Source organism: Bradyrhizobium sp. USDA 4473 (genome assembly GCF_054063335.1).
In genome coordinates, this window is sequence record NZ_JBSSGE010000001.1 from 3,072,618 (window position 1) to 3,093,989 (window position 21,372).

The window sequence follows — 21,372 nt, forward strand, 5'->3', positions numbered from 1 at the left end:
GAAGCGTTGGTGCTCTATGCCTCGGCATACTTCGCCGGGCGCCGCTCCTTCCACGCCGTGAGCCCTTCGGCGAGATCGCGGCTCGGCACCAGTGCGGCGAACTGTTCGCTTTCGACCAGCAGGCCTTCGGCGATCGGCATGTTGAGCCCGCGCGTCACCGCGGTGATGGTGCCGGCGACCGAGCCGGGCGAATGCCTGGTGATGCGGCCGGCGAGCTCGCGCGCGGCGGTCAGCAATTGATCGTGCGGCACGATCCGGTTGACCAGCCCGATCTCGCGCGCGTGCTCGGGCGGGAACGGATCGCCCGCCAGCAGCAACTCAAGGGCTCGCTTGCGTCCGGCCAGCCGCGGCAGCCGCTGCGTGCCGCCGAAGGTCGGCGGCATGCCGAGCTTGATCTCGGGCTTTGCAAACAGCGCGCGGTCGCTGGCGACGGCGAGATGCACGGCTTCGGTGATCTCGCAACCGCCGCCGAAGGCGATCCCGTTGACCGCGGCGATCACGGGCTTCTTGAACGCCTCGAGCCGCGCGGTCATGGCTTGTCCGCGGCGAACGAAGTCGCGCACCGCGACGGCGGCGCCCTGCTTGACGCTGTCCGAGAATTCCTTGATGTCGGCGCCCGCCGAGAAGGCGCGCTCGCCGGCGCCGGTCAGAATCACGGCGCGCACGCTCGCATCGCCCTCGATGCGGCCGAGCGCCGCCATCAGCTGGTCGATCAGCGCGTAGTTCAGCGCGTTGAGCTGTTCGGGACGATTCAACGTGATCAGGGCGATCCCGTCGGTGATCTCGAGCAGGATGGGTTCGGACATGGTGCAGTCTCCGGCATGGGCGTTTCGCGCAGCCGAACCTAGAGGCTTCCGCAATTTGAGTATATTCACTGGTTAGTATACATACGACTGCATGCCCAGAGCCTCCGAACCGACCCGCGAGCGCATTGTCCAGGCGGCGAATTCGCTGTTCTACAGCGAAGGCATCCGCCGCGTCAGCGTCGACGAGGTCGCCGCCAAGGCCGGCCTCACCAAGCGCACGCTGTATTATCACTTCAAGAGCAAGGACGATCTGGTCGCCGCCTATCTCGCCGCGCGCGATCAGCCGAACCTGGCGCTGTTCCGAAAATGGTTCGCGGAGGCCGGGGGCGGCCTGCCGGCGAAAGTCGAGGTCATCTTCAAGAACCTCGCGCGCTCGGCGCGGCACCCGAAGTGGAAGGGCTGCGGCTTCCTGCGCACCTCGGCCGAGCTCGCCAACATGCCCGGCCATCCCGCGATCAAAATCGGCGCTGCGCACAAGAAGAAGTTCGAGGACTGGCTGCGTGCGACCTTCGCCGTCGAAGGGATCGCCGATCCGCTTAAGCTGGCGCGGCAGATCCTGCTGCTGCTGGACGGATCATTCGCCGTGGTGCTGCTGCATCGCGACGCCAGCTACATGGAGACCGCGGGCGAAGCCGCGCGGACGCTGATCGAGATAGCGCTCAAGAAGAAGGGACAAAAACGGGGCTAGGGCGCGAGTTGCATTCGGGCAACATCGTTCGGAAAGATGGGTCGTTAACCTTCTTTCGCCATTGCGCGACCACTCCCGTAGCCGATGATCGCATCGTCACATGCTTGCAATCTGGCTCCCGAGGAGCCGTGGAGGCTGGGATGATGAACTCGCGGCGGGTGCGGGCGGCGACATTGGGCGGCACGGTCGTTCTGTCGGGCTGCATTGTCTCGTGGTTTGCGGCGTTCGGTTCGGCTGGTATCGAGAAAATCGGTGCATCGGTCGCCGATGCGCCAGTCGCCGATGCGTCAGTTGCCGGTGCATCGATTGATGGGTCCCGCGCACCCACTGTTATCGCCGATGCCGTATCGGCGACATCGCCGGCGACTGCCACGTCGAACGCAGCTGTCGACGGCCCTCGTGCACCGACCATGAATGAACAGGAAGCGGTGGCGACTGCCCATGCCGCGCCGACCGCGCGCGAGACGGAGCCTGTCGTCGAGGCCGCATTGACCGATCCGGCGCTGCCGCCGGACATTCAACCGCTGCAAGCGCCGGCAGCGAACGCGCCGGATCCGAAGCCGCGCGTGGTCAAGCCCGCGGTGGACTCCGTCGAAATCCTCGACGAGTGCTGGGACGTCAATGCCTGCGTCGATCGCTATCTGTGGGCGCTCTATCAAAGGACGCCCAAGGAAGACACCATCAAGGTGCCTGAGCAGAGGCAGGTGACGGTCAAGAGAAAGAAGAAAATGGTGACGGTCACCAGGACCTTCACCAAGCTCGTCGATGAGGATTTCGCCTGGAAGGACGCCAAGGCGGCCGAAAGAGCCGGCATGCCGATGATGGACTACGTCGTGGGAGGCGTCGATCGCAGCTTCAAGCTGAAGCTCTTTCGTGCGCTGCTGGCGGCGGAACAGGCCGGACTGTCGCCCGGCATCACCAGCGCCTTCCGCGACGACTACCGCCAGTCGATTGCGAGCGGGCTGAAGGCGGCCAGCACAAAGTCGTATCACGGCGGCAGCTTCCGTGGCGGCTACGGCCATGGGCTCGCGGCCGACATCGTCAGCATCGACGGCGCGACTCGCGACGACCGCTGGAAATCGTCGGAAAGGCTCTGGAAATGGGTCGACGCGCACGGCAAGGAGTTTGGCGTCGCGCGCCCCTATCTCGATTTCGACCCGCCTCATCTGGCGCCGATCGACGGCAAGGAATATGCCGCTCACCGCGGTGGCGACAAAACGCGGCAGGCGGCGCGGGACGCGAAGCCGCGCAGCCGCCACGCAGCGCACGACAATCGCGCCGCGGCGAAACGCGCAAAGACCGCGAAGTCATCGAAGGTGCGAACGACCTGAGCGGGTTCGCGATGCTTCGTATGCTGGGTTCGTACTACTGCGTCACAAGCACTCTTATAGCCAATCCTGAGAGGCCGTAAACGAATTCATCCGTCATTGCGAGCCACCGCTCGGCGCGAAGCGCCGCCGGATGACAGGCTCCGCGAAGCAATCCATCGGCCCGCAAACGCGGTTGGATGGATTGCTTCGTCGCTATCGCTCCTCGCAATGACGGAGGAGGCAGGATTTATGACGCAGTAAGATTAGCCCACCGGTCTACGCAAAAGTCGCGGTCCGATGGCGGCTTCGGCGTAGCCCGACAGCGTGGTACCCGAAGCGCTCGGCTAAAGCGCGCCGCGCTGCTGCAGCAAAGCCACCACGGCGTTGGGTAGCACTGCGGCCTTACTTTCCTAACGCGGCGACAAACTGGCGATGTCGCTCAAGCCACTCCGGCTTTTGCAAACCGATGACCTGCACGCAGAGTTCGACGCATTCGTTGCAGATCGCGCCGGCGGTTTGCTGACCTTTGGCGTTCACGGATGACGCGTTGATCATGGAAACAACTTCTTCCGGCTCCTTGCCGCAGAAGGAGCAAATCAAGGCTGAACTCGTCATTCTCTGATCCTTCCGCCCGCATTTCGTCAACCCGGTGGCTCGCCTGTTGAGACGATACTATACAGCGGATGACGGCGATGGGTCCAAACGCAGACGGTGACCATAAACCATGACTCTCAAACGGTTTCAAAGTTGTGAGCTGCAAGCCGGTGTACCCATGGCTAGCTTGGCAGAGTAGCGATCTGCGGAGCTGTTCCAATGACCACGCAGAACGAACTTGCGGCCGTGGTATTCGCTTTGACCGTGTTCTTCGCGGGCACTGCTGCCGCAGGGGTGCCTGCGTTCCTGGCCATCAAAAGAGGAAGCAGCGCGGCGAAGACCGGCTCGATTTGCCTTGAAGAAGCGCGATCACGACATCGACTCCCCGCACGGACATGAATTGCTTCGCTGCCGCTCCCAATGACGCTAAAGCGCGCCGCGCTCTTGCAGCAGCGCCAGCACGGCATTCAGGTCGGGCAGCACGGCGGCGCATTTCGCGCGGGTCTCTTCCGTCGGTGGTGCCATGTCCGGCACCATCAGCGTGATCGCGCCGGCGGCGTGCGCCGCGGTGACGCCGTGATTGGAATCCTCCACCGCAATGCAGGCCGTCGGCGTCACGTCGAGCCGCGCGGCAGCCTTCAGATAGAGCTCGGGGTCCGGCTTGCCGTGGGTCACGTCGTCGAGCGTCAGCAGCGTCTCGAAGCGGTCGCGGATTCCGGCGAGCGTGAGATGGCGTTCGGCCGTGCGGCGCGATGACGAGGTCACGATCGCGGTCCGGCAGCCGGCGGCGGCGAGGCCGTCGAGCAGTTCGATCGTGCCGGGCTTGAGCGGCAGGCCGGCGTCGAACATGCGATCGCGGGTGACAACAAAGGTGCGGTTGACCTCGGTGAGCGGAAACGCCGCGCCATAGCGGTCAAGCAGCATCGCCTCGCAGACCGGGCCGGGAAGGCCGACCATCGAACGGCACAGCGCGACGACATCATCGGTGTAGCCGCACGCGTTCAGCGCCGCGACCAGGCTGTCGAAGTAAACCTTCTCGGTGTCGAGCAGCGTGCCGTCCATGTCGAGCAGGATGGCGTCGACGGTCCAGGGTGCGTTCACGTGCCGCTCACGTCAGCTTGCTGGTCCGCGAGCTTGCGCAGGCATGACGGGCACAGGCAGTCGCTGCCGTCGGTCGGCATCGGCAGCCGGAAGCTCTCGTCGGAACACCAGCACGGTCCTGTCGGCGAGCAGGAAAATTCGCTGCCGCACGCCGTGCAGGCCAGCCGGCGCGGTGATGCTTGTTCGGAACGATCACGTGAAGAGAGGTCCATTCTAACCGCGATTTAATGCGCGAATTAATCTCGGGTTCATCCTGATCCGCGCTATCATGCTCTGCAACAGGTATAGCCGGAATAGGCCGCCAAAGGAAATCTGATGGCCCGTGATTCGCAAGCCGCGCTGACTGCGCTCAATCGGTTTGGATTTGGTGCCCGCGGCGGGGCGGCCGGCGACTTCATCAACGCAGCCTCCGATCCGCGCGGTTTCGTGCTGGCGGAACTGGCGCGCCCGAATGGCGCGCTGCTCGAAGTGCCGGGCCTGCTCTCGACGCCAGAGCTCGGCCGGCAGGTGTTCGACTATCAGTTCGAGATCCAGCAGGCACGCAACGCCGCGAAAGTCGCGCAGCAGGGCGCGAGCGAGACACCGTCGCAAGGGTCCGATGCAACGCCGCCGCAGCGGCGCAATCTGTCGCTCTCGACGGCCGCCAAGGAGATCGCCGGCAAGGATCCACAGGCGGTCGACAATGCCAATGCGGCGATGATGCCGTCCGCCGCGATGCAGCCTTCGACGATGCAGACGGTGGCCAATCCGCCCAAGCCGCCGGCGGAGCCGCCCAACATCATCCAGAAGACGTTCCGCGCCGAGGCGCTGGCGCGGCTGCAGCGCGGCGTGGTCGCCGACTGCGGCTTCGTCGAGCGGCTGGTGGTGTTCTGGTCCAACCATTTCTGCATCTCCGCCAACAAGGGCGCGCTGGCGCGGATGTGGGCCGGCTCGTTCGAGCGCGAGGCGATCCGCCCTCATGTGCTCGGTCGTTTCGCGGACATGCTGAAGAGCGTCGAGCAGCATCCGGCGATGCTGTTCTTCCTCGACAACCAGCAATCGCTCGGGCCGGAGTCGCGCGCCGGCATCAACCGCCACCGCGGCCTGAACGAGAACCTCGCGCGCGAGATCATGGAGCTGCATACGCTCGGCGTCGGCGGCGGCTACACCCAGGACGACGTGACGGCGCTGGCGCGCGTCATCACCGGCTGGACCTTTGCCGGCCGCCAGGGCCAGCTCGGCACGCCCGGTAGTTTCGTGTTCAACGCCAATGCGCACCAGCCCGGCCCGCAGCAGGTGCTGGGCAAGACCTACGCGCAGGTCGGTGTCGCGCAGGGCGAGGCGGTGCTGTCCGACATCGCGCGGCATCCCTCCACCGCGAAATTCATCGCGACCAAATTCGCCCGTCATTTCGTCGCCGACGATCCGCCGCCGGCGCTGGTGGCGAAGCTGCAGGACAGCTTCACCAAAACCGACGGCGATCTCAGGGCGCTGGCCACGACGCTGGTCCAGTCCAACGAGGCCTGGCAGGCGCCGCCGACCAAGATGCGCTCGCCTTACGAATTCCTGGTTGCCTCCGGCCGCCTGCTGGCACGCAATCCGGAGGATCCGGGGCGCTACCTCAATGGCCTTAACGTGCTCGGCCAGCCGCTGTGGTCGCCGGCCGGACCGAACGGCTTTCCCGATACCAGCGCGGCCTGGGCGGCGCCTGAAGGCCTCAAGCTCAGGCTCGACATCTCGGCGCAGGTGGCGTCCCAGCTCGCCGACAAGTTCGATCCGCGCGACCTGCTTGAACTCGTGGCTGCCGACGCCGCGTCGGCGGAGACGCGACGCACCATCGAGCGCGCGGAATCGCGGCAACAGGCGCTGGCGTTGCTGCTGATGTCGCCGGAATTCCAGAGGAGATGACGATGGATTGCTCCGAGAGCCTGATGATGCAGGCGACGTCGCGCCGCGCGCTGCTGCTCGGCGGCGCCTCGTTTGCCGCCTGGGCCTATTTGCCGAAATTCGCCCGCGCCGCCGATGGCCGCGATCCGCGTTTCGTCACCATCATCCTGCGCGGCGCACTCGATGGCCTTGCCACCGTGGCGCCGGTCGGCGATCCCGATTATGCCGGCCTGCATGGCGCGATCGCGTTGCGCGCCGATGGGCCGAACGCGGCGGTGATGCTCGATCCGTTCTTCGGCCTGCATCCGGCGATGCCGGAGTTTGCAAGGATGTATCGCGCCAAGCAGGCCGCGGTGGTGCATGCGGTGGCGACCTCGTATCGCGACCGCTCGCATTTCGACGGTCAGGATGTGCTGGAGAGCGGCTTCCCCGGTCCCGGCCGGGTGCAGTCCGGCTGGCTCAACCGCGCGCTGGAGGCGCTTCCGAAGGGCGAGCGGGTGACCAGCGCACTCGCGGTCGGCCCGACCACGCCTTTGGTGCTGCGCGGCGCGGCGCCGACCGTCGGCTGGGCGCCGACCGCGCTGCCGCAGGCCGCCGACGATACCGCGATGCGGCTGCTCGATCTCTATCAGCACCGCGATCCGATGCTCGCGAGTGCTTTGACGCAGGGCTTGCAGCTCGAGAAACAGGCGCAGGGCGACGAGATGAAGCCGAAGCCCGGTGGCGGCGGTGCAGCGGCGATGCGGCTGGTCGCGCGCGGCGCCGCGAAACTGATGTCAGCCGATGACGGCCCGCGGATCGGTGCGCTCGCCTTCGACGGCTGGGATACCCATGCCAATGAGGGCGGGCCGGTCGGCCGGCTCGCGCAATTGCTCGGCGGCCTCGACGGTGCGCTGGCGGAATTCCAGAGCGGCCTCGGCGCACGCTGGCGCGACACCGTGATCGTGGTCGCCACCGAGTTCGGCCGCACCGCGCGCATCAACGGCACCGAGGGTACCGACCACGGCACCGGCACCATCGCGCTGCTCGCCGGCGGCGCGGTGAACGGCGGCCGCATGATCACCGACTGGCCCGGGCTGAAGCCCGCCAATCTCTACCAGGCCCGCGATCTCGCCCCGACCACCGACCTCCGCGCCGTGATCAAGGGCCTGCTGCACGACCAGTTCGGCCTCGGCGAGCGCGTGCTGGCCGATGCGGTGTTTCCGGACAGCGCCCCGGTGAAGCCGATGAAGGGGCTGGTGGTTTAGATCTCGCTCTACCGTCATTCCGGGGCGCGACGAAGTCGCGAGCCCGGAATCCATCGGGCCGCAGCGCAGGCGGTGAAATGGATTCCGGGCCTGCGCCTTCGGCGCATCCCCGAATGACGAAGGTATGTGGGGCAGGCAAGGATGCTGCGCACTGTCATAAGAACAAGCGCCAGCAAGGTGCCGTCCTGCCGCGCGGGCAGTGTCACAAACGGAATGTCACGAAAGCAGTGCGGTAAAAAGCGGTCCCGGTCAGACGCGGCGACTGACGGGGACCGCTCGGGGCGAAGATCTGAGACGGGGGGCCTGATCTTACGCAGGGCGAAGCCTAGCCGGGCTTTGTAACGTGCCGGTGACATCTTTATTCGATCCACAGGCCGCGCATGCGCGCTCAGAGAATCTTGCGATAGATCACGAAGCCGGGTCTGTCCGCGACCTTGTCATAAAGCTGCATTGCGGTGTGGTTGGTCTCATGCGTCTGCCAGTAGACGCGCGGTGATCCCGCGAGCTTGGCCTGCGCGTAGACGCCGTTGATCAAGGCGCGGCCGACGCCCCTGCCCCGCGCGGCCTCGCTGGTGAAGAGATCCTGCAGATAGCAGGTCGGCGCGATCGCCGTGGTCGAGCGATGAAACAGATAGTGCGTCAAGCCGAGCAGCGTGCCGCCGGCGTCGGCGACCAGCGCATGCACCGGCTCGTAGGCATCGAAGAAGCGCTGCCACGTCATCGCGGTGATCTCGGGCGCGAGCGCGGTCGGTCCGGACCGTTCGTAGAAGGCGTTGTAGCCGTCCCACAAAGGAAGCCACTGGGCGTAATCGTCTGATGTGACGAAGCGGATGGTGACGTCGTCGGACATGGGGTGGATGATCCCGCATTGCACGATGCGTGTGCATCGCTCGCAAGCTTCTACCGTCGCTATCCCGCGGGATCAATTGTGGAGGTCGCGCCTCACTTCGCGGCGCGCAGCAATCGCGCCGGATGCCGCTCGGGCCCGGCGCGCTGTGCCCGATATTCATCGGCCCTTGCCGGATCGTCGGTGTGCCGCACCAGGTCGGTCACCGGGGTATAGCTGAGCATGCGGCCGCCGTCGGGCAGTGCGGTGCAGCTGAAGCGCAGCACCCGGCCGTCGGCGAGATTGAGGTTGATCGGCGTGGAATCGCCTGAACGCATCATCGCGATGCGCTCGGTGATGAACGCGCTGAGCTCGTCTTCCGGCAGTTCATAGGCGCCGGTGTCGCGGCCATGATACATCAGCGCGACGAAGGGCGGCTTGCTCTCGGCCTGCGCATCCGATAGCGCGAAGTAATCGCGGAAGGCGCGGTTGATGAATTCGGCGCGGGTGTCGGCGTCGAGCAGCACGATGCCGATGTCGACCTGGTCGAGCGCGGCGGCGAGCCGCTCCGAGGTGGCGTGATGCTGCCGGTCGGCGGCGAAGGCGTCGATCCATTTCTGCCGCAGCATGCCGGTGATCACGGCGGTGCCGGCCGCGGTCGCCGCCAGCAGCAGCATTCGCGCGACGTCGGCGGTGTCGTAGCCGGGCAGCGCGCGATGATCGAGGAAGAACAGTGCCGAGCCGGCCACCGCGATCGCAGCGGAAATCAGCCCGGACGTGATGCCGCTGATCGAGCTCGCCAGCGCCACGATGCAGACGAACAGCGGCGCCGGATTGGGGACGGTGACGATCAGGCGATCGATCAGGAAGGCGGCAAGCGCCGCGATCGCCGTCAGGGCCGGACCTGAAATGGCACGCCAGTCGAACCGCATGCGCGTTCTCGCTATCTGTCGAACAAACGATAAAGCGTTAGTTTGACGACAGCGCCGCAACGGCGCCGGCATTTCGGTCTCGACCGTTAAGCGCATCTTGCGCGGGCTGAACCAGCTTTCGCTGCTTTCAAATCAAATGCTATGCAGATCGCCATGGAACCCGGTTCCGGGCCTGCGGGTTGCCGCCTGCTTTGCTTTCAAGAGGACATCGATGCCCGCCATTTCGCCGTCGCTGCTGCCGATCCTGATGTTGTTCGCCTCGAACGTCTTCATGACCTTCGCCTGGTACGGCCATCTCAAGTTCAAGGATCATTCGCTTCCCCTGGTCATCCTGGTGAGCTGGGGCATCGCCTTCTTCGAATACTGGCTTGCGGTGCCCGCCAATCGCTGGGGCAGCGCGGTCTACTCGGCGGCGCAGCTCAAGACGATGCAGGAGGTGATCACGCTGGTCGTGTTCGCCGCCTTCTCGGTGCTGTACCTGAAGGAGCCGCTGGGCTGGAATCACGCGCTCGGATTTGCCTTCATCGCCGCCGGCGCGTTCTTCATCTTCCACAAATGGAGCTAGTGCCGCTGCGCTAGCGATGCGGAGCCGGCTTGGCGGCGGGGGCCGTCACCGGCGCGGGGTGGGCGCGGTCTTCGCCCTGGGTGCCGGTCACGATCAGGAGCGACGCGGCCAGCAGGATCGCCGCCGACAGCGTCACGGTCACAAGTCCGACTGGGGTCTTCATCATGGTCGCGCCGCTGTCCCTCCCGCGCCTTGCCGCGGATCAAGGTGCCAACTGGAATTGTCTGATTACGCCGGGATCGCTATTGCCATGCTCAGGTTGCTCGACAGCACCGTCACCGCGACGACCAGGCACAGCGTCAGCGCGCCAAGCGCGAGCGACGCGGCGATCGCGTTCGTCAGCCGGGACGATGCCACCGGGGCAGGGCGGCCGTGGAAGCCTGCCGTGCCGGACCACCGTGTCATGGTCTAAATCCCTCAGGCCGCGAGCGAATCACTCGCGACATCCGAGCGAATCTGCCGATGGTCACCGGCAACATTGCGGCGGCGAAGCCCCCCGAAAATGGCCAAAATACGGCAAAAGGGATGGTTTTGCCCGCTGTTCAGGCAGTTTCCCCGTTCTTCCCGCTATCCAACCCCCATTGTTCAGAGGCCTGCCACAAGGCGGGCCTGCGGTTCGGCGGCGTCGGGCTGCCAGTCCATCGAGACGAAGCCGGGGGTCTGCTCGACCCGTTTCAGCCAGGCGCGGATCGAGGGGAAAGTCGTCAGGTCGAAGTCGCAGCGGTCGGCGACATGGGTGTAGCCGTAGAGGGCGATGTCGGCGACGGTGAACTGCTCGGCGGCGAAGTAGGTGTGCCCCTTGAGGTGGTTCTCCATCACCTGGAGCGCCGCATAGCCGCGCTCCATCCAGTCCTCCAGCGAATGGGTTTGCAGGTCGCGCCCGCCCTTGACCAGCGAGAGCCAGAAATAGGCGGCGCCGATATTCGGCTCCAGCGCATGCTGCTCGAAGAACATCCATTGCAGCGCCTCGGCGCGCTCGATCCGCGACTCCGGCGCCAGCGGCGTGCCGATCGCAACGTACCAGAGGATGGCGTTGGACTCGGCGAGATAGCGGCCGTCGGCGACCTCGAGCAGCGGCACCTGGCCGCTCGGATTCTTGGCCAGGAAGTCCGGGGTGCGGCTCTCGCCGCGCAGGATGTCGATCTCGACTGCCTGGTACGGCGTGTTCAGCACGGCAAGCGCCAGCCGGACCTTGTAGCTGTTGCCGGAGCGCTGCATCGAATAGAGCTTGTACATTGCGTTGGTGTTCACTCGGATCAGGGAGACGGTACGCTCGAGATTGCGCGGCCTGTCACACCGCAACGCCGCTAAACAATGATGCCGACAGAGGGGTGTCGCAAGCCCTGGAGAGTGGAAAAAGTCGAAACCTCTACCGCACTGCACGCGTGCAGAACGATTCCATCAACACGGCCGAACACCGGGGATCACGGTTGCGCGACGTGTGCACGGTGCCGGTCGATGCCTGATCAATTGCCATGATCGACGCTATGGCCCGGCACGTTGCAAATTCACCAACGTTAACGCGCCATTCCGATCGCGAGACGGCCCGGCCGCTGCGCCTGATGGCCTCCCGGTCGCCGCCGTCGGGCAAGCGCCGCGCGGCACATTGTCCTCGGAGCAATCCGCATCGGTGCATGCCGCCGGAGGGCTTGCCGACAGGGCGCTAGCGGCCACGGCCGCGCTTGCCGGATATGAGTCATTCGGCTCCGGAACTTGCGCAATATTGCGCGTGTCGCGAGCCGTGCGTGAAAGTTTTCGTGCTTTACCGCGAAGCTTCTTGCGGTGCAGCGGCGACCGGCCTAGGGTGCCGCGATCCCATTCAAATCAAGTCGTGGCCCAACCGCTCACGACGTTTGCCAGGAGATGATAATGGCCTTCCTGTCCGCTGCGCTCGACCGTGTGAAGCCGTCCGCGACGATCGCGGTCACGGACAAGGCACGCGCGCTGAAAGCCGCGGGCCGCAACGTCATCGGCCTCGGCGCCGGCGAGCCGGACTTCGACACGCCCGCCAACATCAAGCTGGCTGCGATCCACGCGATCGAGGCCGGCAAGACCAAGTACACCGATGTCGGCGGCATTCCGGAGCTCAAGGAAGCCATCATCAACAAGTTCTCGCGCGAGAACGGCCTGAGCTACAGGCCGAACCAGATCATCGTCGGCACCGGCGGCAAGCAGGTGCTGTACAACGCGCTGATGGCGACCATCAATCCGGGCGACGAGGTGATCATCCCGGCGCCGTACTGGGTCAGCTATCCCGAGATGGTCGCGCTCGCCGGCGGCGAGCCGGTCGCGGTGGTGTGCCCGGCCTCGACCGGCTTCAAGCTGCGTCCGGAAGATCTCGACAAGGCGATCACGCCGAAGACCAAGTGGGTGATCCTGTGCTCGCCGTCGAACCCGACCGGCTCGGCCTACACCAGGAGCGAGCTCAAGGCGCTGACCGACGTGCTGGTCAGGCATCCGCATGTCTGGGTGATGACCGACGACATGTACGAGCACCTCGTCTATGACGACTTCGTCTTCACCACCGCGGCGCAGGTCGAGCCGAGCCTGTACGACCGCACGCTGACCGTGAACGGCGTGTCGAAGGCCTACTGCATGACCGGCTGGCGCATCGGCTATGCCGGCGGCCCGGCGCAGCTGATCAAGGCGATGGCGACGATCCAGTCGCAGTCGACCTCGAACCCGTCGTCGATCGCGCAATGGGCATCGGTCGAGGCGCTGAACGGTCCGCAGGACTTCATCGCCGCGAACAACAAGGTGTTCAAGGAGCGCCGCGACCTCGTGGTGTCGATGCTCAACCAGGCGAGCGGCATCGAGTGCCCGCGGCCGGAAGGCGCGTTCTACGTCTATCCGTCCTGCGCCGGCACGATCGGCAAGACCGCGCCGACCGGCAAGGTGATCGACAATGACGAGGCGTTCGTCACCGAGCTGCTCGAGAGCGAAGGCGTCGCCGTGGTGCAGGGATCGGCGTTCGGTCTCGGACCGGCGTTCCGTATCTCCTACGCCACCAAGACCTCGGATCTCGAGGATGCCTGCAAGCGCATCCAGCGCTTCTGCGGCAATCTGCGTTAATTGTTTCTGAGTTAATAGAAGAAACGCTCCCGCACCGAATGCGGGAGCGTTTTTGTTTGTGGCGTTCAATCGCCTGCCGGTAAAATCGCAGAGTCAAATCACAAGCTGCTCACTTCACGCGCGTGTGTGCGAACATCGATGCCACACGCGGGAAGTTTTTACGGCCGCTTTGCGAACTGCCTTGTTTTGGACACGAGCCTTGCATTGTGTCCGCCGCACAAATTCCAGTTCAGTTCACCTTGCGGAGACAGATAATGCGACTTTCGACTCTCACCCTTGCAGCGCTTGCGTTGCTGGCGCCGTTCGCCACCGCCAACGCGGCACCTCAGCAGGTTCAGGCCGGGGTTCTGCAATGCCAGGGCGGCGAGAACGTCGGCTTCGTCGTCGGCTCTGTTGCCCGCCTCGAGTGCGTGTTCCAGAGCGGCGGCCGCCGCCCCGAGCCCTATGTTGCGACCGTGAAGCGCATCGGCGTCGACCTCGGCGTCACCGCGACCACCCAGCTCGCCTGGGCCGTCAGCGCCCCGACCACGCAGCTTCCGCGCGGTGCGCTCGCCGGCAGCTACGGCGGCGTCGGCGTCAACGCCTCGGTCGGCCTCGGCGCCGGCGGTAACTTCCTGTTCGGCGGCCCGAACAACGCCTACGCGCTGCAGCCGATCAGCGTGCAGGGCCAGACCGGCCTCAACGTTGCGGCGGGCATCGCCGGGATCGATCTCGAGCCGGTTGCCTACGGTCCGCGCCGTCATCATCGCCATCACCGTCACCATCACCACCGCTAAGTCGGCCGGTGTTCGATCAGGGAGGCCCGCCAAAGCGGGCCTCTTTTTTGTTGTCGGTGGTTTGCTGTCCGTTGCCCGGCCAGAGCGGCAGGCCCGGTGGAACATAGCAGCACCGCAACATCCCCCAACAATCGGTGGCCGGGCACCGCAAATTCTGGCTGACCATTCGATGTTATGGCATAGGATGCGAACGGCGCCGCAGACACGGCGCCGTTCTGTTCTCTGCTCGCGTCATGCCTCTCAGCCGGAGACCCCGCAACATGCGTCGCTTCACTCTCCTCGCCGGTGCCGCCATCGCCACGCTGACCGCAATCGTTGGCGTCAACGCCCAACAGCCGAGCCAGCGCGTGCAGGTCGGTGTCCTGGAATGCCGCGGTGGCGCGAGCATCGGCTTCATCGTCGGTTCCGTGACCAACCTCGGCTGCGTGCTGCGCGCCAACGGCATGCCTGAGGATCGCTACATCGCGACCATCCACAAGGTCGGCATCGATCTCGGCATCACGCAGGAGTCGGCATTGGCCTGGGGCGTCTACGCACCGGTGGAACGGCTCGGACCGGGTGCGCTCTCGGGCAATTACGCCGGCGCACAGGGCAGCGCGACGCTCGGTGTCGGCGTCGGCGGCAACGTGCTGGTCGGCGGCTCCGACAACACCATCGCCCTGCAGCCGCTCAGCGTGCAGGGTCAGGTCGGCGTCAACGTCGCCGCGGGCCTCGAAAGCCTGGAGCTGCGTCCGGGCCGCTAAAGCCGTCCAAGCATGATCTCCGCACAGACGCGTTCCGCGTTTGTCGCGGGAAAACCGCTTGGCGCTTTTCCGGATCACGCTCTGATCCCGCACACCGTTCTGCAATCCGCCGAAGAAGCCTCGGACTTCTTCGGCAACGATCCCGGGCGCTTCGTCGCTTCGCTCCGCCATCGCAAACCTGCGCGACGCCGCACCGCAGCGACGTTTTCCCGCTTGCCAAAAGTCAAACGCAGGCAGAGCATGAACGGTCGCCGACCCAATCATGGGCCGAGCTCCAAAACGAGGAGGCGGCAATGGGACAAGACGTCAGAAGTCCCCGAGGTCCACGGTGCATCGCGCTGGTGGGCCCTTTCCAAAGCGGTAAAACCACACTTCTGGAAGCTATCCTGGCGCGCACCGGCGCCATCAAGTCATGCGGCAGCGTCGATGCCGGAACCTCCGTCGGCGATGCCAGCCCCGAGGCGCGCCAACACAAGATGGGCGTAGGCCTGACCGCCGCCACCACCAGCTTCATGGGGGACACTTACACCTTTATCGATTGCCCCGGCTCGATCGAATTCGCGCACGACATGCGTGCCGCGTTGCCGGCCGTCGATGCCGCAGTCGTGGTCTGCGAGGCTGACGAGAAGAAGCTGCCGCAGCTGCAGATCATCCTGCGCGAGCTCGAGGAGCTCGCAATTCCCCGTTTCCTGTTTTTGAACAAGATCGATCGCGCCAACAAGCGCGTCCGCGAGACGCTTGCGACGCTGCAGCCGGCGTCGCGCGTGCCGCTGGTGCTGCGCCAGATCCCGATCTGGAACGGCGATCTGATCGAGGGCTTTGTCGATCTCGCGCTGGAGCGCGCCTTCGTCTATCGCGAGCACAAGCCGTCGGAGGTGATGGCGCTCGAGGGCGGCAATCTCGACCGCGAGAAGGAAGCCCGCTTCTCGATGCTGGAGAAGCTCGCCGATCACGACGACGCGCTGATGGAGCAGCTGCTGGAGGATATCCAGCCGCCGCGCGATGCCGTGTTCGACGATCTCGCCCGCGAACTGCGCGAAGGGCTGATCTGTCCGGTGCTGCTGGGTGCCGCGAGCCGCGAGAACGGCGTGCTTCGCTTGATGAAGGCGCTGCGTCACGAAGCGCCCGGCGTCGCCGAGACCGCCAGCCGGCTCGGCGTCAAGGATCAGAAGGACGCGCTGGCCTATGTGTTCAAGACCGTGCATTTGCAGCACGGCGGCAAGCTGTCGCTGGCGCGCGTGCTGGCGGGCCGGCTCGACGACGGTGCGACGTTGCAATCCTCATCCGGCGAGAGCGGACGGGTCTCCGGCATCCTCGCGGTCTCCGGCGCGCATGACAGCAAGCGGCCGCAGGCCGAGACCGGCGACACGGTTGCGCTCGGCAAGCTCGATGCGATCAAGACCGGCGATACGGTCTCGAGCGGCAAGACGGCGCCGGCATCGCTGGTCAAGGTCGAACCGGCGGCGGCGGTGCTGTCGATCTCGATCGCCGCGATCGACCGCAAGGACGACGTCAAGCTCGGCCAGGCGCTGCTGCGGCTGAATGAGGAGGATCCCTCGCTGACCATGATCCAGAACCCGCGCACCCACGACACCGTGCTGTGGGGACAGGGCGAGATGCATCTGCGCGTCGCGCAGGAGCGGCTGAAGGACCGCTACGGCGTCAACGTCAAATCGCATCCGCCGGCGATCGGCTATCAGGAGACCATCCGCAAAGCCATCACCCAGCGCGGCCGGCACAAGAAGCAGTCCGGCGGCCACGGTCAGTTCGGCGACGTGGTGCTCGACATCAAGCCGAAGCCGCGCGGAAGCGGCTTCGAATTCCACGAGAAGGTGGTCGGCGGCGCGGTGCCGCGCAATTATATCGGTGCGGTGGAGGAGGGCGTCGTTGACGCGCTGGCGCGGGGACCGCTCGGCTTCCCGGTGATCGACGTCGACGTCACGCTGACCGACGGCTCCTATCACAGCGTCGACTCCTCCGATCTCGCGTTCCGCACCGCGGCGCGGATCGGCGTCAGCGAAGGGCTGCCGCAGTGCCAACCGGTGCTGCTGGAACCGATTCACATGGTCGAGATCGTCTGTCCGACCGATGCGACCGCCAAGATCAACGCGATCCTGTCGGCGCGCCGCGGCCAGATCCTCGGCTTCGATACCCGCGAGGGCTGGAGCGGCTGGGACTGCGTTCGCGCCACGATGCCGGAATCCGAGATCGGCGACCTCATCGTCGAGCTGCGCTCGGCGACCGCAGGCGCCGGCACCTTCACCCGTCAGTTCGACCGCATGGCCGAGGTGACGGGCCGCGCCGCCGACCAGATCATCGCCGCGCATCGCGACGCGGCGTGATATTACCGTCATTCCGGAGCGCTCGCGTCAGCGAGCGAATCCGGAATCTTGAGATTCCCCGATGCGCAATTGCGCATCTGAGGTTCGATGCTGTCGCATCGCCCCGGAATGACGGGGAGGGGGGCTTCTCTTCCTTCTCTTCCCAAGCCGATCGGTTTCATGAACATTGTCGCTCTGAACAAAGGCAGCGATTTCCGCCCCCATGCTTGAATCCCGCCGCAACCTGGCGCTGGCCTGTGCGCTCAGCGCGCTGGCCGGCTATGTCGACGGCATCGGCTATCTGCATCTCGGCGGGCTGTTCGTCTCCTTCATGAGCGGCAACTCGACGCGGCTCGGCGTGACCTTGGCCGAGGGGCATTGGCAGCACGCGATGGAGGCGCTGGCGCTGATCGTGCTGTTCGTCGCGGGGGCTGCGGCCGGCAGCCTCGTCGTGCTCAGCCGCATCGCGCATCGGCAGCCGGTGATCCTGTTCGGCGAGGGGCTGCTGCTGACGGCAGCGGCCTTGGCCTATGCCTACGGCCTGCCGAATGCTGCGGTCGCGGCCATCGTGCTGGCGATGGGGCTTGAGAACGCGGTGTTCCAGCTTGAAGGCGGGGCCGGGCTCGGCCTGACCTATGTCACCGGAGCGTTGATCAAGGCCGGTCAGCTCATCGCAGCCGCATTGACCGGCGGCGCGCCCCGGGCCTGGCTGCCGAACGTCCTGCTGTGGGCGGCGCTGGTCGCGGGCGCGCTCACCGGCGCATTGGCCTACCACTGGATCAATCTCGGTGCGATCTGGTTCGCCGCGGCCACCGCGTTCGCCCTCAGCGCGCTGGTTGCCGCAACCGCGAAGCGGACGGATTGACAGCGCGCCCGCCTTGGCCGATGTCACGGTCATGACCTCCGCAACCAAGACCCGCGCCGCATGCCTGATCGGCTGGCCGGCGGCGCATTCCCGCTCGCCGCTGATCCATCATTACTGGCTGCGCACGCTCGGCCTCGAGGGCGGCTACGTGATCGAGGCGGTGCCGCCGGAGGATTTCAAGGATTTCCTGTTCCGCCTGTCGTTGCGCGGCTTCGTCGGTGCCAACGTCACCATTCCGCACAAGGAACACGCGCTGGCGCTGACGGCGCCGGATGAGCGCGCCCGCGCGGTCGGTGCCGCCAACACGCTTTGGTTTGCCGACGGCGAGTTGCGCTCGACCAACACCGATGTCGAAGGCTTCATCAACAATCTCGACGCCTGTGCGCCCGGCTGGGACCAGACCGAGGACGCGCTGGTGTTAGGGGCCGGCGGTGCGTCGCGCGCGGTGGTGTTCGGCCTGATCGAGCGCGGCATCGCGCGCGTCCATCTGGTCAACCGCAGCATCGATCGCGCCCGCGCGCTGGCAGAACTATATGGCGCGCGTGTTCATCCCACGACCTGGGACAAGGTCGGTGAGCTGCTGCCGCGCTCAGGCCTGCTCGTCAACACGACGTCGCTCGGCATGCACGGCCAGCCGGCGCTCGAGATCGATGTCGGGCTGTTGGCCCAGGGCGCGGTTGTTTCTGATATTGTCTATGTGCCGCTGGTGACGCCGCTGCTGGCCGCCGCGCAGGCACGCGGCCTCAAGACGGCCGACGGGCTCGGCATGCTGCTGCACCAGGCGGTGCGCGGTTTCGAATTGTGGTTCGGGCAGCGCCCGCAGGTCACGCCGGAATTGCGTGCGATCGTCGAAGCCGATCTCACAAAGACTTGAGGCCTGGAATAGCGTCTCCGGGGCGGGGTCTCGTGTTAGTCCCCCCGCGTTCCCTCCCGGAGATCAAGCATGACTGCCCGCCGTTTCCATCTCGTTCGTCCGTTCATTGCGCTTGCGATGGTGACGGCATCCACGCTCTACGCGCTCGCGCAGCAGCCGCCGACGCCGACCCGCGTGCGCGGAACCGTCGAAAGCGTCGACGGCGATACGCTGGCGGTGAAGTCGCGCAGCGGCGAAGAGGTCAAGCTGCATATGACGGGCAATATGGTGGTGCTCGGTCTCAGCAAGATCGCGTTGTCCGACATCAAGGTCGGTTCCTTCATCGGCACCACCACCGTGCCCGGCCCCGACGGCACGCCGAAGGCGGTCGAGGTGCATGTCTTCCCGGAGAACATGCGCGGCACCGGCGAAGGCTCGCGCCCCTACGATCTGAAGCCGAACAGCAGCATGACCAATGCGACCGTCGCGCAATCCGTGGTCAGCAATGACGGTCATACATTGCAGGTCAAGTACAAGGACGGCGAGAAGACGGTCCAGGTCCCACCCGATACGCCGGTCGTGACCTACGTTCCTGGCGACAAGGCCGACCTGAAGGCCGGTGCCAAGATCATCGCCTTCATGAAGAAATTGCCCGATGGTTCGCTGGAGACCGATCGCGTCAGCGTCGGCCGCGACGGCCTCACGCCGCCGATGTGACGGGCTGCGACGGCTGCGCAGCATCACCTGTCCGTTACCGCAGTAACGGGCCGCCGGTCCCGTGCGTAGTTGTCCTGCGAGCCGCCGCTCCCGCGCGGAGTTGTGGCTTGCACGGAATACCACCAACTCCCCGGTGTTCCCTGATTCGCCAGCCAACCCATGAGGGACACCATGTCGAAATTGCCGCTCTTCGCCGCAATGCTTGTCGTTGCCTTTGCTTCCGTCGCCTCCGCACAGCAGCCGCCGACGGTGCGCATTCGCGGCACCATCGAGGCCGTCGACGGCGCCATGCTGTCGATCAAGTCGCGCGACGGTGCCGACATGAAGGTGCGGACGACGGACAATGTCGCGGTGTTCGGCGTTGCCAAGACCGATCTGTCGGAGATCAAGCCCGGTTCCTATATCGGCGTCACCGCGATGCCCGAGCCCGACGGAACGCAGAAGGCGATCGCGGTTCACATCTTCCCGGAGAACCAGCGCGGCGCCGCCGAGGGCTTCCGCCCGTGGGATCTGCGCGCCAACTCGACCATGACCAACGCCACCGTCGCCGAGACCGTGAAGGGCACCGACGGTCAGAACATCACGGTGAAATACAAGGACGGTGAGAAGAAGGTCGTGGTGCCGCCGGGTACCCCGGTCGTCACCTTCGTCTCCGGCGACAAGTCGGAGCTGAAGCCGGGCGCCAAGATCATCATCTTCGGCGCGGTGAAGAAGGACGACGGCACGCTGGAAGCCAACCGCGTCAATGTCGGCCGCGATGGAATTGCGCCGCCGATGTGAGGTTTGCTCTTTCACCCTCTCCCCTTGTGGGAGAGGGTCGCTTCGCGAAGCGAAGCGGGGTGAGGGGTCTGTCTCCGCGGATAGAGACCCCTCATCCGTCGCGGATTTCATCCGCGCCACCTTCTCCCACAAGGGGAGAAGGGAAGGGAGAGCTGTCCCTAAACCGCCAGCACCTTGTCGTCGATCTCGGCGATGGTGTTGATGCCGCACAGGCCCATCGTGGTGGTGAGCTCCTTGCCGAGGATGTCGAGCGCCTTGGCGACGCCGGCCTGGCCGCCGGCGCCGAGGCCGTAGGCATAGGCGCGGCCGATCATGCAGGATTTGGCGCCGAGCGCGAGCGCGCGCATGACGTCCATGCCGGTGCGGATGCCGCCGTCGAACATGATCTCGAGCTTGGAGCCGACCTCGTCGACGATCTCCGGCAGCACCTCGATCGAGGACGGTGCGCCGTCGAGCTGGCGGCCGCCATGGTTGGAGACCACGATCGCCTGCGCGCCGCTCTTGGCGGCGAGTTCGGCGTCCTCGACGTCGAGAATCCCTTTAAGGATCAGCTTGCCCGGCCAGATGCTGCGGATCCAGTCGATATCCTTCCAGTTCAGCGTGGTGTCGAATTGCGACGCGGTCCATTCCGACAGCTTGACGATGTCGTCCATGCCTTTGACGTGACCGGCGATGTTGCCGAAGGTGCGGCGCTTGCCTTGCAGTACGCCGGACACCCAGGCCGGCTTGGTCGCGAAGTCGATCAGCTTCGACAGCGACCATTCCGGCGGCACCGTCATGCCGTTCTTGATGTCCTGGTGGCGCTGGCCGATCACCTGGAGGTCGACCGTCAGCACCAGCGCCGAGCACTTGGCTGCGATCGCCCGCTCGATCAGCGACTTGATGAAGCCGCGGTCCTTCATGACGTAGAGCTGGAACCAGAACGGCTTGTCGACGGCGGCTGCGATGTCCTCGATCGAGCAGATCGACATCGTGCTCTGGGTGAAGGGAATGCCGGCCGCCTGCGCGGCGCGGCAGGCGTAAATCTCGCCGTCGCCATGCTGCATGCCGAGCAGGCCGACCGGCGCCAGGATCAGCGGCATCGCCGAGGGCTCGCCGAGGATGGTGGTCGCGAGGCTGCGCCTGGAGACGTCGACCAGGATGCGCTGGCGGAACTTGATCTGCTGCAGGTCCTCGGAATTGGCGCGCAGCGTATCCTCGGTGTAGGAGCCGCGATCCGCATAGTCGAAAAACGCCTTCGGCACCCGGCGCTTGTGCAGCTGGCGCAGGTCTTCGATGCAGGTAATGTGCTTCATGGACGTTCCCGGCCC

At 65.6% G+C, this 21,372-nt stretch carries 23 protein-coding genes; 14 read left to right on the top strand and 9 right to left on the bottom strand.

Features of this window, described 5'->3' with window-relative positions:
* Positions 1-14 precede the first annotated feature (14 nt).
* Positions 15-806, bottom strand: coding sequence for a crotonase/enoyl-CoA hydratase family protein (locus ACVW17_RS14445; protein WP_456752388.1), 792 nt, complete (start codon positions 804-806; stop codon positions 15-17).
* 91 nt (positions 807-897) lie between these two features.
* Here ACVW17_RS14445 and ACVW17_RS14450 point away from each other — a divergent pair, with 91 nt between their 5' ends.
* Together ACVW17_RS14450 and ACVW17_RS14455 are read left to right on the top strand one after the other, a co-directional pair.
* On the top strand, positions 898-1,494 hold the full coding sequence (locus ACVW17_RS14450; RefSeq protein WP_456752389.1) for a TetR/AcrR family transcriptional regulator: 597 nt from the start codon (positions 898-900) through the stop codon (positions 1,492-1,494).
* Between the two features lie 8 nt (positions 1,495-1,502).
* Positions 1,503-2,825, top strand: coding sequence for a peptidase M15 (locus ACVW17_RS14455; RefSeq protein WP_456797323.1), 1,323 nt, complete (start codon positions 1,503-1,505; stop codon positions 2,823-2,825).
* Positions 2,826-3,206: 381 nt separating this feature from the next.
* On the opposite strand, the gene ACVW17_RS14460 is transcribed toward ACVW17_RS14455, so the two are convergent.
* Positions 3,207-3,419 (bottom strand): hypothetical protein, encoded by a 213-nt coding sequence (locus ACVW17_RS14460; RefSeq protein ID WP_456752392.1) that lies wholly within the window; start codon positions 3,417-3,419, stop codon positions 3,207-3,209.
* 198 nt (positions 3,420-3,617) lie between these two features.
* On the opposite strand from ACVW17_RS14460, the gene ACVW17_RS14465 reads away from it, so the two are divergent.
* Positions 3,618-3,797 carry a hypothetical protein gene (locus ACVW17_RS14465; RefSeq protein ID WP_456752393.1) on the top strand — a complete coding sequence of 60 codons (180 nt, stop codon included), beginning with the start codon at positions 3,618-3,620 and terminating at the stop codon, positions 3,795-3,797.
* A 27-nt stretch (positions 3,798-3,824) separates the two neighbouring features.
* On the opposite strand, the gene ACVW17_RS14470 is transcribed toward ACVW17_RS14465, so the two are convergent.
* Positions 3,825-4,499: an HAD family hydrolase gene (locus ACVW17_RS14470; protein ID WP_456752394.1), complete on the bottom strand. Its 675-nt coding sequence runs from the start codon at positions 4,497-4,499 to the stop codon at positions 3,825-3,827.
* 315 nt (positions 4,500-4,814) lie between these two features.
* On the opposite strand from ACVW17_RS14470, the gene ACVW17_RS14475 reads away from it, so the two are divergent.
* Both ACVW17_RS14475 and ACVW17_RS14480 read left to right on the top strand, forming a co-directional pair.
* Entirely contained in the window at positions 4,815-6,386 is a 1,572-nt protein-coding gene (locus tag ACVW17_RS14475) for a DUF1800 domain-containing protein (protein WP_456752395.1), read from the top strand.
* Positions 6,383-7,612 carry a DUF1501 domain-containing protein gene (locus ACVW17_RS14480; RefSeq protein ID WP_456752396.1) on the top strand — a complete coding sequence of 410 codons (1,230 nt, stop codon included), beginning with the start codon at positions 6,383-6,385 and terminating at the stop codon, positions 7,610-7,612. Before ACVW17_RS14475 ends, ACVW17_RS14480 begins: the two co-directional genes overlap by 4 nt.
* A 388-nt stretch (positions 7,613-8,000) precedes the next feature.
* Here ACVW17_RS14480 and ACVW17_RS14485 read toward each other — a convergent pair whose 3' ends face one another.
* Positions 8,001-8,462, bottom strand: a complete 462-nt coding sequence (locus tag ACVW17_RS14485; RefSeq protein ID WP_456752397.1) for an N-acetyltransferase family protein — start codon at positions 8,460-8,462, stop codon at positions 8,001-8,003.
* Between the two features lie 92 nt (positions 8,463-8,554).
* On the bottom strand, positions 8,555-9,370 hold the full coding sequence (locus ACVW17_RS14490) for a PAS domain-containing protein (protein WP_456752398.1): 816 nt from the start codon (positions 9,368-9,370) through the stop codon (positions 8,555-8,557).
* A 211-nt stretch (positions 9,371-9,581) separates the two neighbouring features.
* On the opposite strand from ACVW17_RS14490, the gene ACVW17_RS14495 reads away from it, so the two are divergent.
* Positions 9,582-9,935, top strand: a complete 354-nt coding sequence (locus ACVW17_RS14495) for a DMT family protein (protein WP_456752399.1) — start codon at positions 9,582-9,584, stop codon at positions 9,933-9,935.
* Positions 9,936-9,945: 10 nt separating this feature from the next.
* Here ACVW17_RS14495 and ACVW17_RS14500 read toward each other — a convergent pair whose 3' ends face one another.
* The 3 genes from ACVW17_RS14500 to ACVW17_RS14510 all read right to left on the bottom strand — a co-directional run bounded on the left by ACVW17_RS14500 (position 9,946) and on the right by ACVW17_RS14510 (position 11,171).
* Positions 9,946-10,101 carry a hypothetical protein gene (locus ACVW17_RS14500; RefSeq protein WP_456752400.1) on the bottom strand — a complete coding sequence of 52 codons (156 nt, stop codon included), beginning with the start codon at positions 10,099-10,101 and terminating at the stop codon, positions 9,946-9,948.
* 62 nt (positions 10,102-10,163) lie between these two features.
* A complete protein-coding gene (locus tag ACVW17_RS14505) occupies positions 10,164-10,340 on the bottom strand; it encodes a hypothetical protein (RefSeq protein WP_456752401.1) in 177 nt (58 codons plus the stop codon).
* Between the two features lie 180 nt (positions 10,341-10,520).
* On the bottom strand, positions 10,521-11,171 hold the full coding sequence (locus tag ACVW17_RS14510) for a glutathione S-transferase family protein (protein WP_456756418.1): 651 nt from the start codon (positions 11,169-11,171) through the stop codon (positions 10,521-10,523).
* A gap of 633 nt (positions 11,172-11,804) precedes the next feature.
* Between ACVW17_RS14510 and ACVW17_RS14515 the strand changes: the two genes are divergently transcribed.
* From ACVW17_RS14515 to ACVW17_RS14550, 8 genes are all read left to right on the top strand, one after another.
* Positions 11,805-13,007 (top strand): pyridoxal phosphate-dependent aminotransferase, encoded by a 1,203-nt coding sequence (locus ACVW17_RS14515; protein ID WP_456752402.1) that lies wholly within the window; start codon positions 11,805-11,807, stop codon positions 13,005-13,007.
* Positions 13,008-13,261: 254 nt separating this feature from the next.
* The gene (locus ACVW17_RS14520) at positions 13,262-13,783 is read left to right on the top strand and encodes a DUF992 domain-containing protein (RefSeq protein ID WP_456752403.1); all 522 of its coding nucleotides are present in this window, start codon (positions 13,262-13,264) and stop codon (positions 13,781-13,783) included.
* Positions 13,784-14,043: 260 nt separating this feature from the next.
* A complete protein-coding gene (locus tag ACVW17_RS14525) occupies positions 14,044-14,526 on the top strand; it encodes a DUF992 domain-containing protein (protein ID WP_456752404.1) in 483 nt (160 codons plus the stop codon).
* Between the two features lie 293 nt (positions 14,527-14,819).
* The gene (locus ACVW17_RS14530; RefSeq protein ID WP_456752405.1) at positions 14,820-16,868 is read left to right on the top strand and encodes an elongation factor G; all 2,049 of its coding nucleotides are present in this window, start codon (positions 14,820-14,822) and stop codon (positions 16,866-16,868) included.
* A gap of 202 nt (positions 16,869-17,070) precedes the next feature.
* Entirely contained in the window at positions 17,071-17,712 is a 642-nt protein-coding gene (locus tag ACVW17_RS14535; RefSeq protein ID WP_456752406.1) for a YoaK family protein, read from the top strand.
* A gap of 31 nt (positions 17,713-17,743) precedes the next feature.
* A complete protein-coding gene (locus tag ACVW17_RS14540; RefSeq protein ID WP_456752407.1) occupies positions 17,744-18,586 on the top strand; it encodes a shikimate dehydrogenase in 843 nt (280 codons plus the stop codon).
* 117 nt (positions 18,587-18,703) lie between these two features.
* Positions 18,704-19,282, top strand: a complete 579-nt coding sequence (locus ACVW17_RS14545) for a hypothetical protein (protein ID WP_456756419.1) — start codon at positions 18,704-18,706, stop codon at positions 19,280-19,282.
* 171 nt (positions 19,283-19,453) lie between these two features.
* Positions 19,454-20,062: a hypothetical protein gene (locus ACVW17_RS14550; RefSeq protein WP_456752408.1), complete on the top strand. Its 609-nt coding sequence runs from the start codon at positions 19,454-19,456 to the stop codon at positions 20,060-20,062.
* 158 nt (positions 20,063-20,220) lie between these two features.
* On the opposite strand, the gene ACVW17_RS14555 is transcribed toward ACVW17_RS14550, so the two are convergent.
* Positions 20,221-21,357 carry an alpha-hydroxy acid oxidase gene (locus tag ACVW17_RS14555; RefSeq protein ID WP_456752409.1) on the bottom strand — a complete coding sequence of 379 codons (1,137 nt, stop codon included), beginning with the start codon at positions 21,355-21,357 and terminating at the stop codon, positions 20,221-20,223.
* Positions 21,358-21,372: the final 15 nt, after the last annotated feature.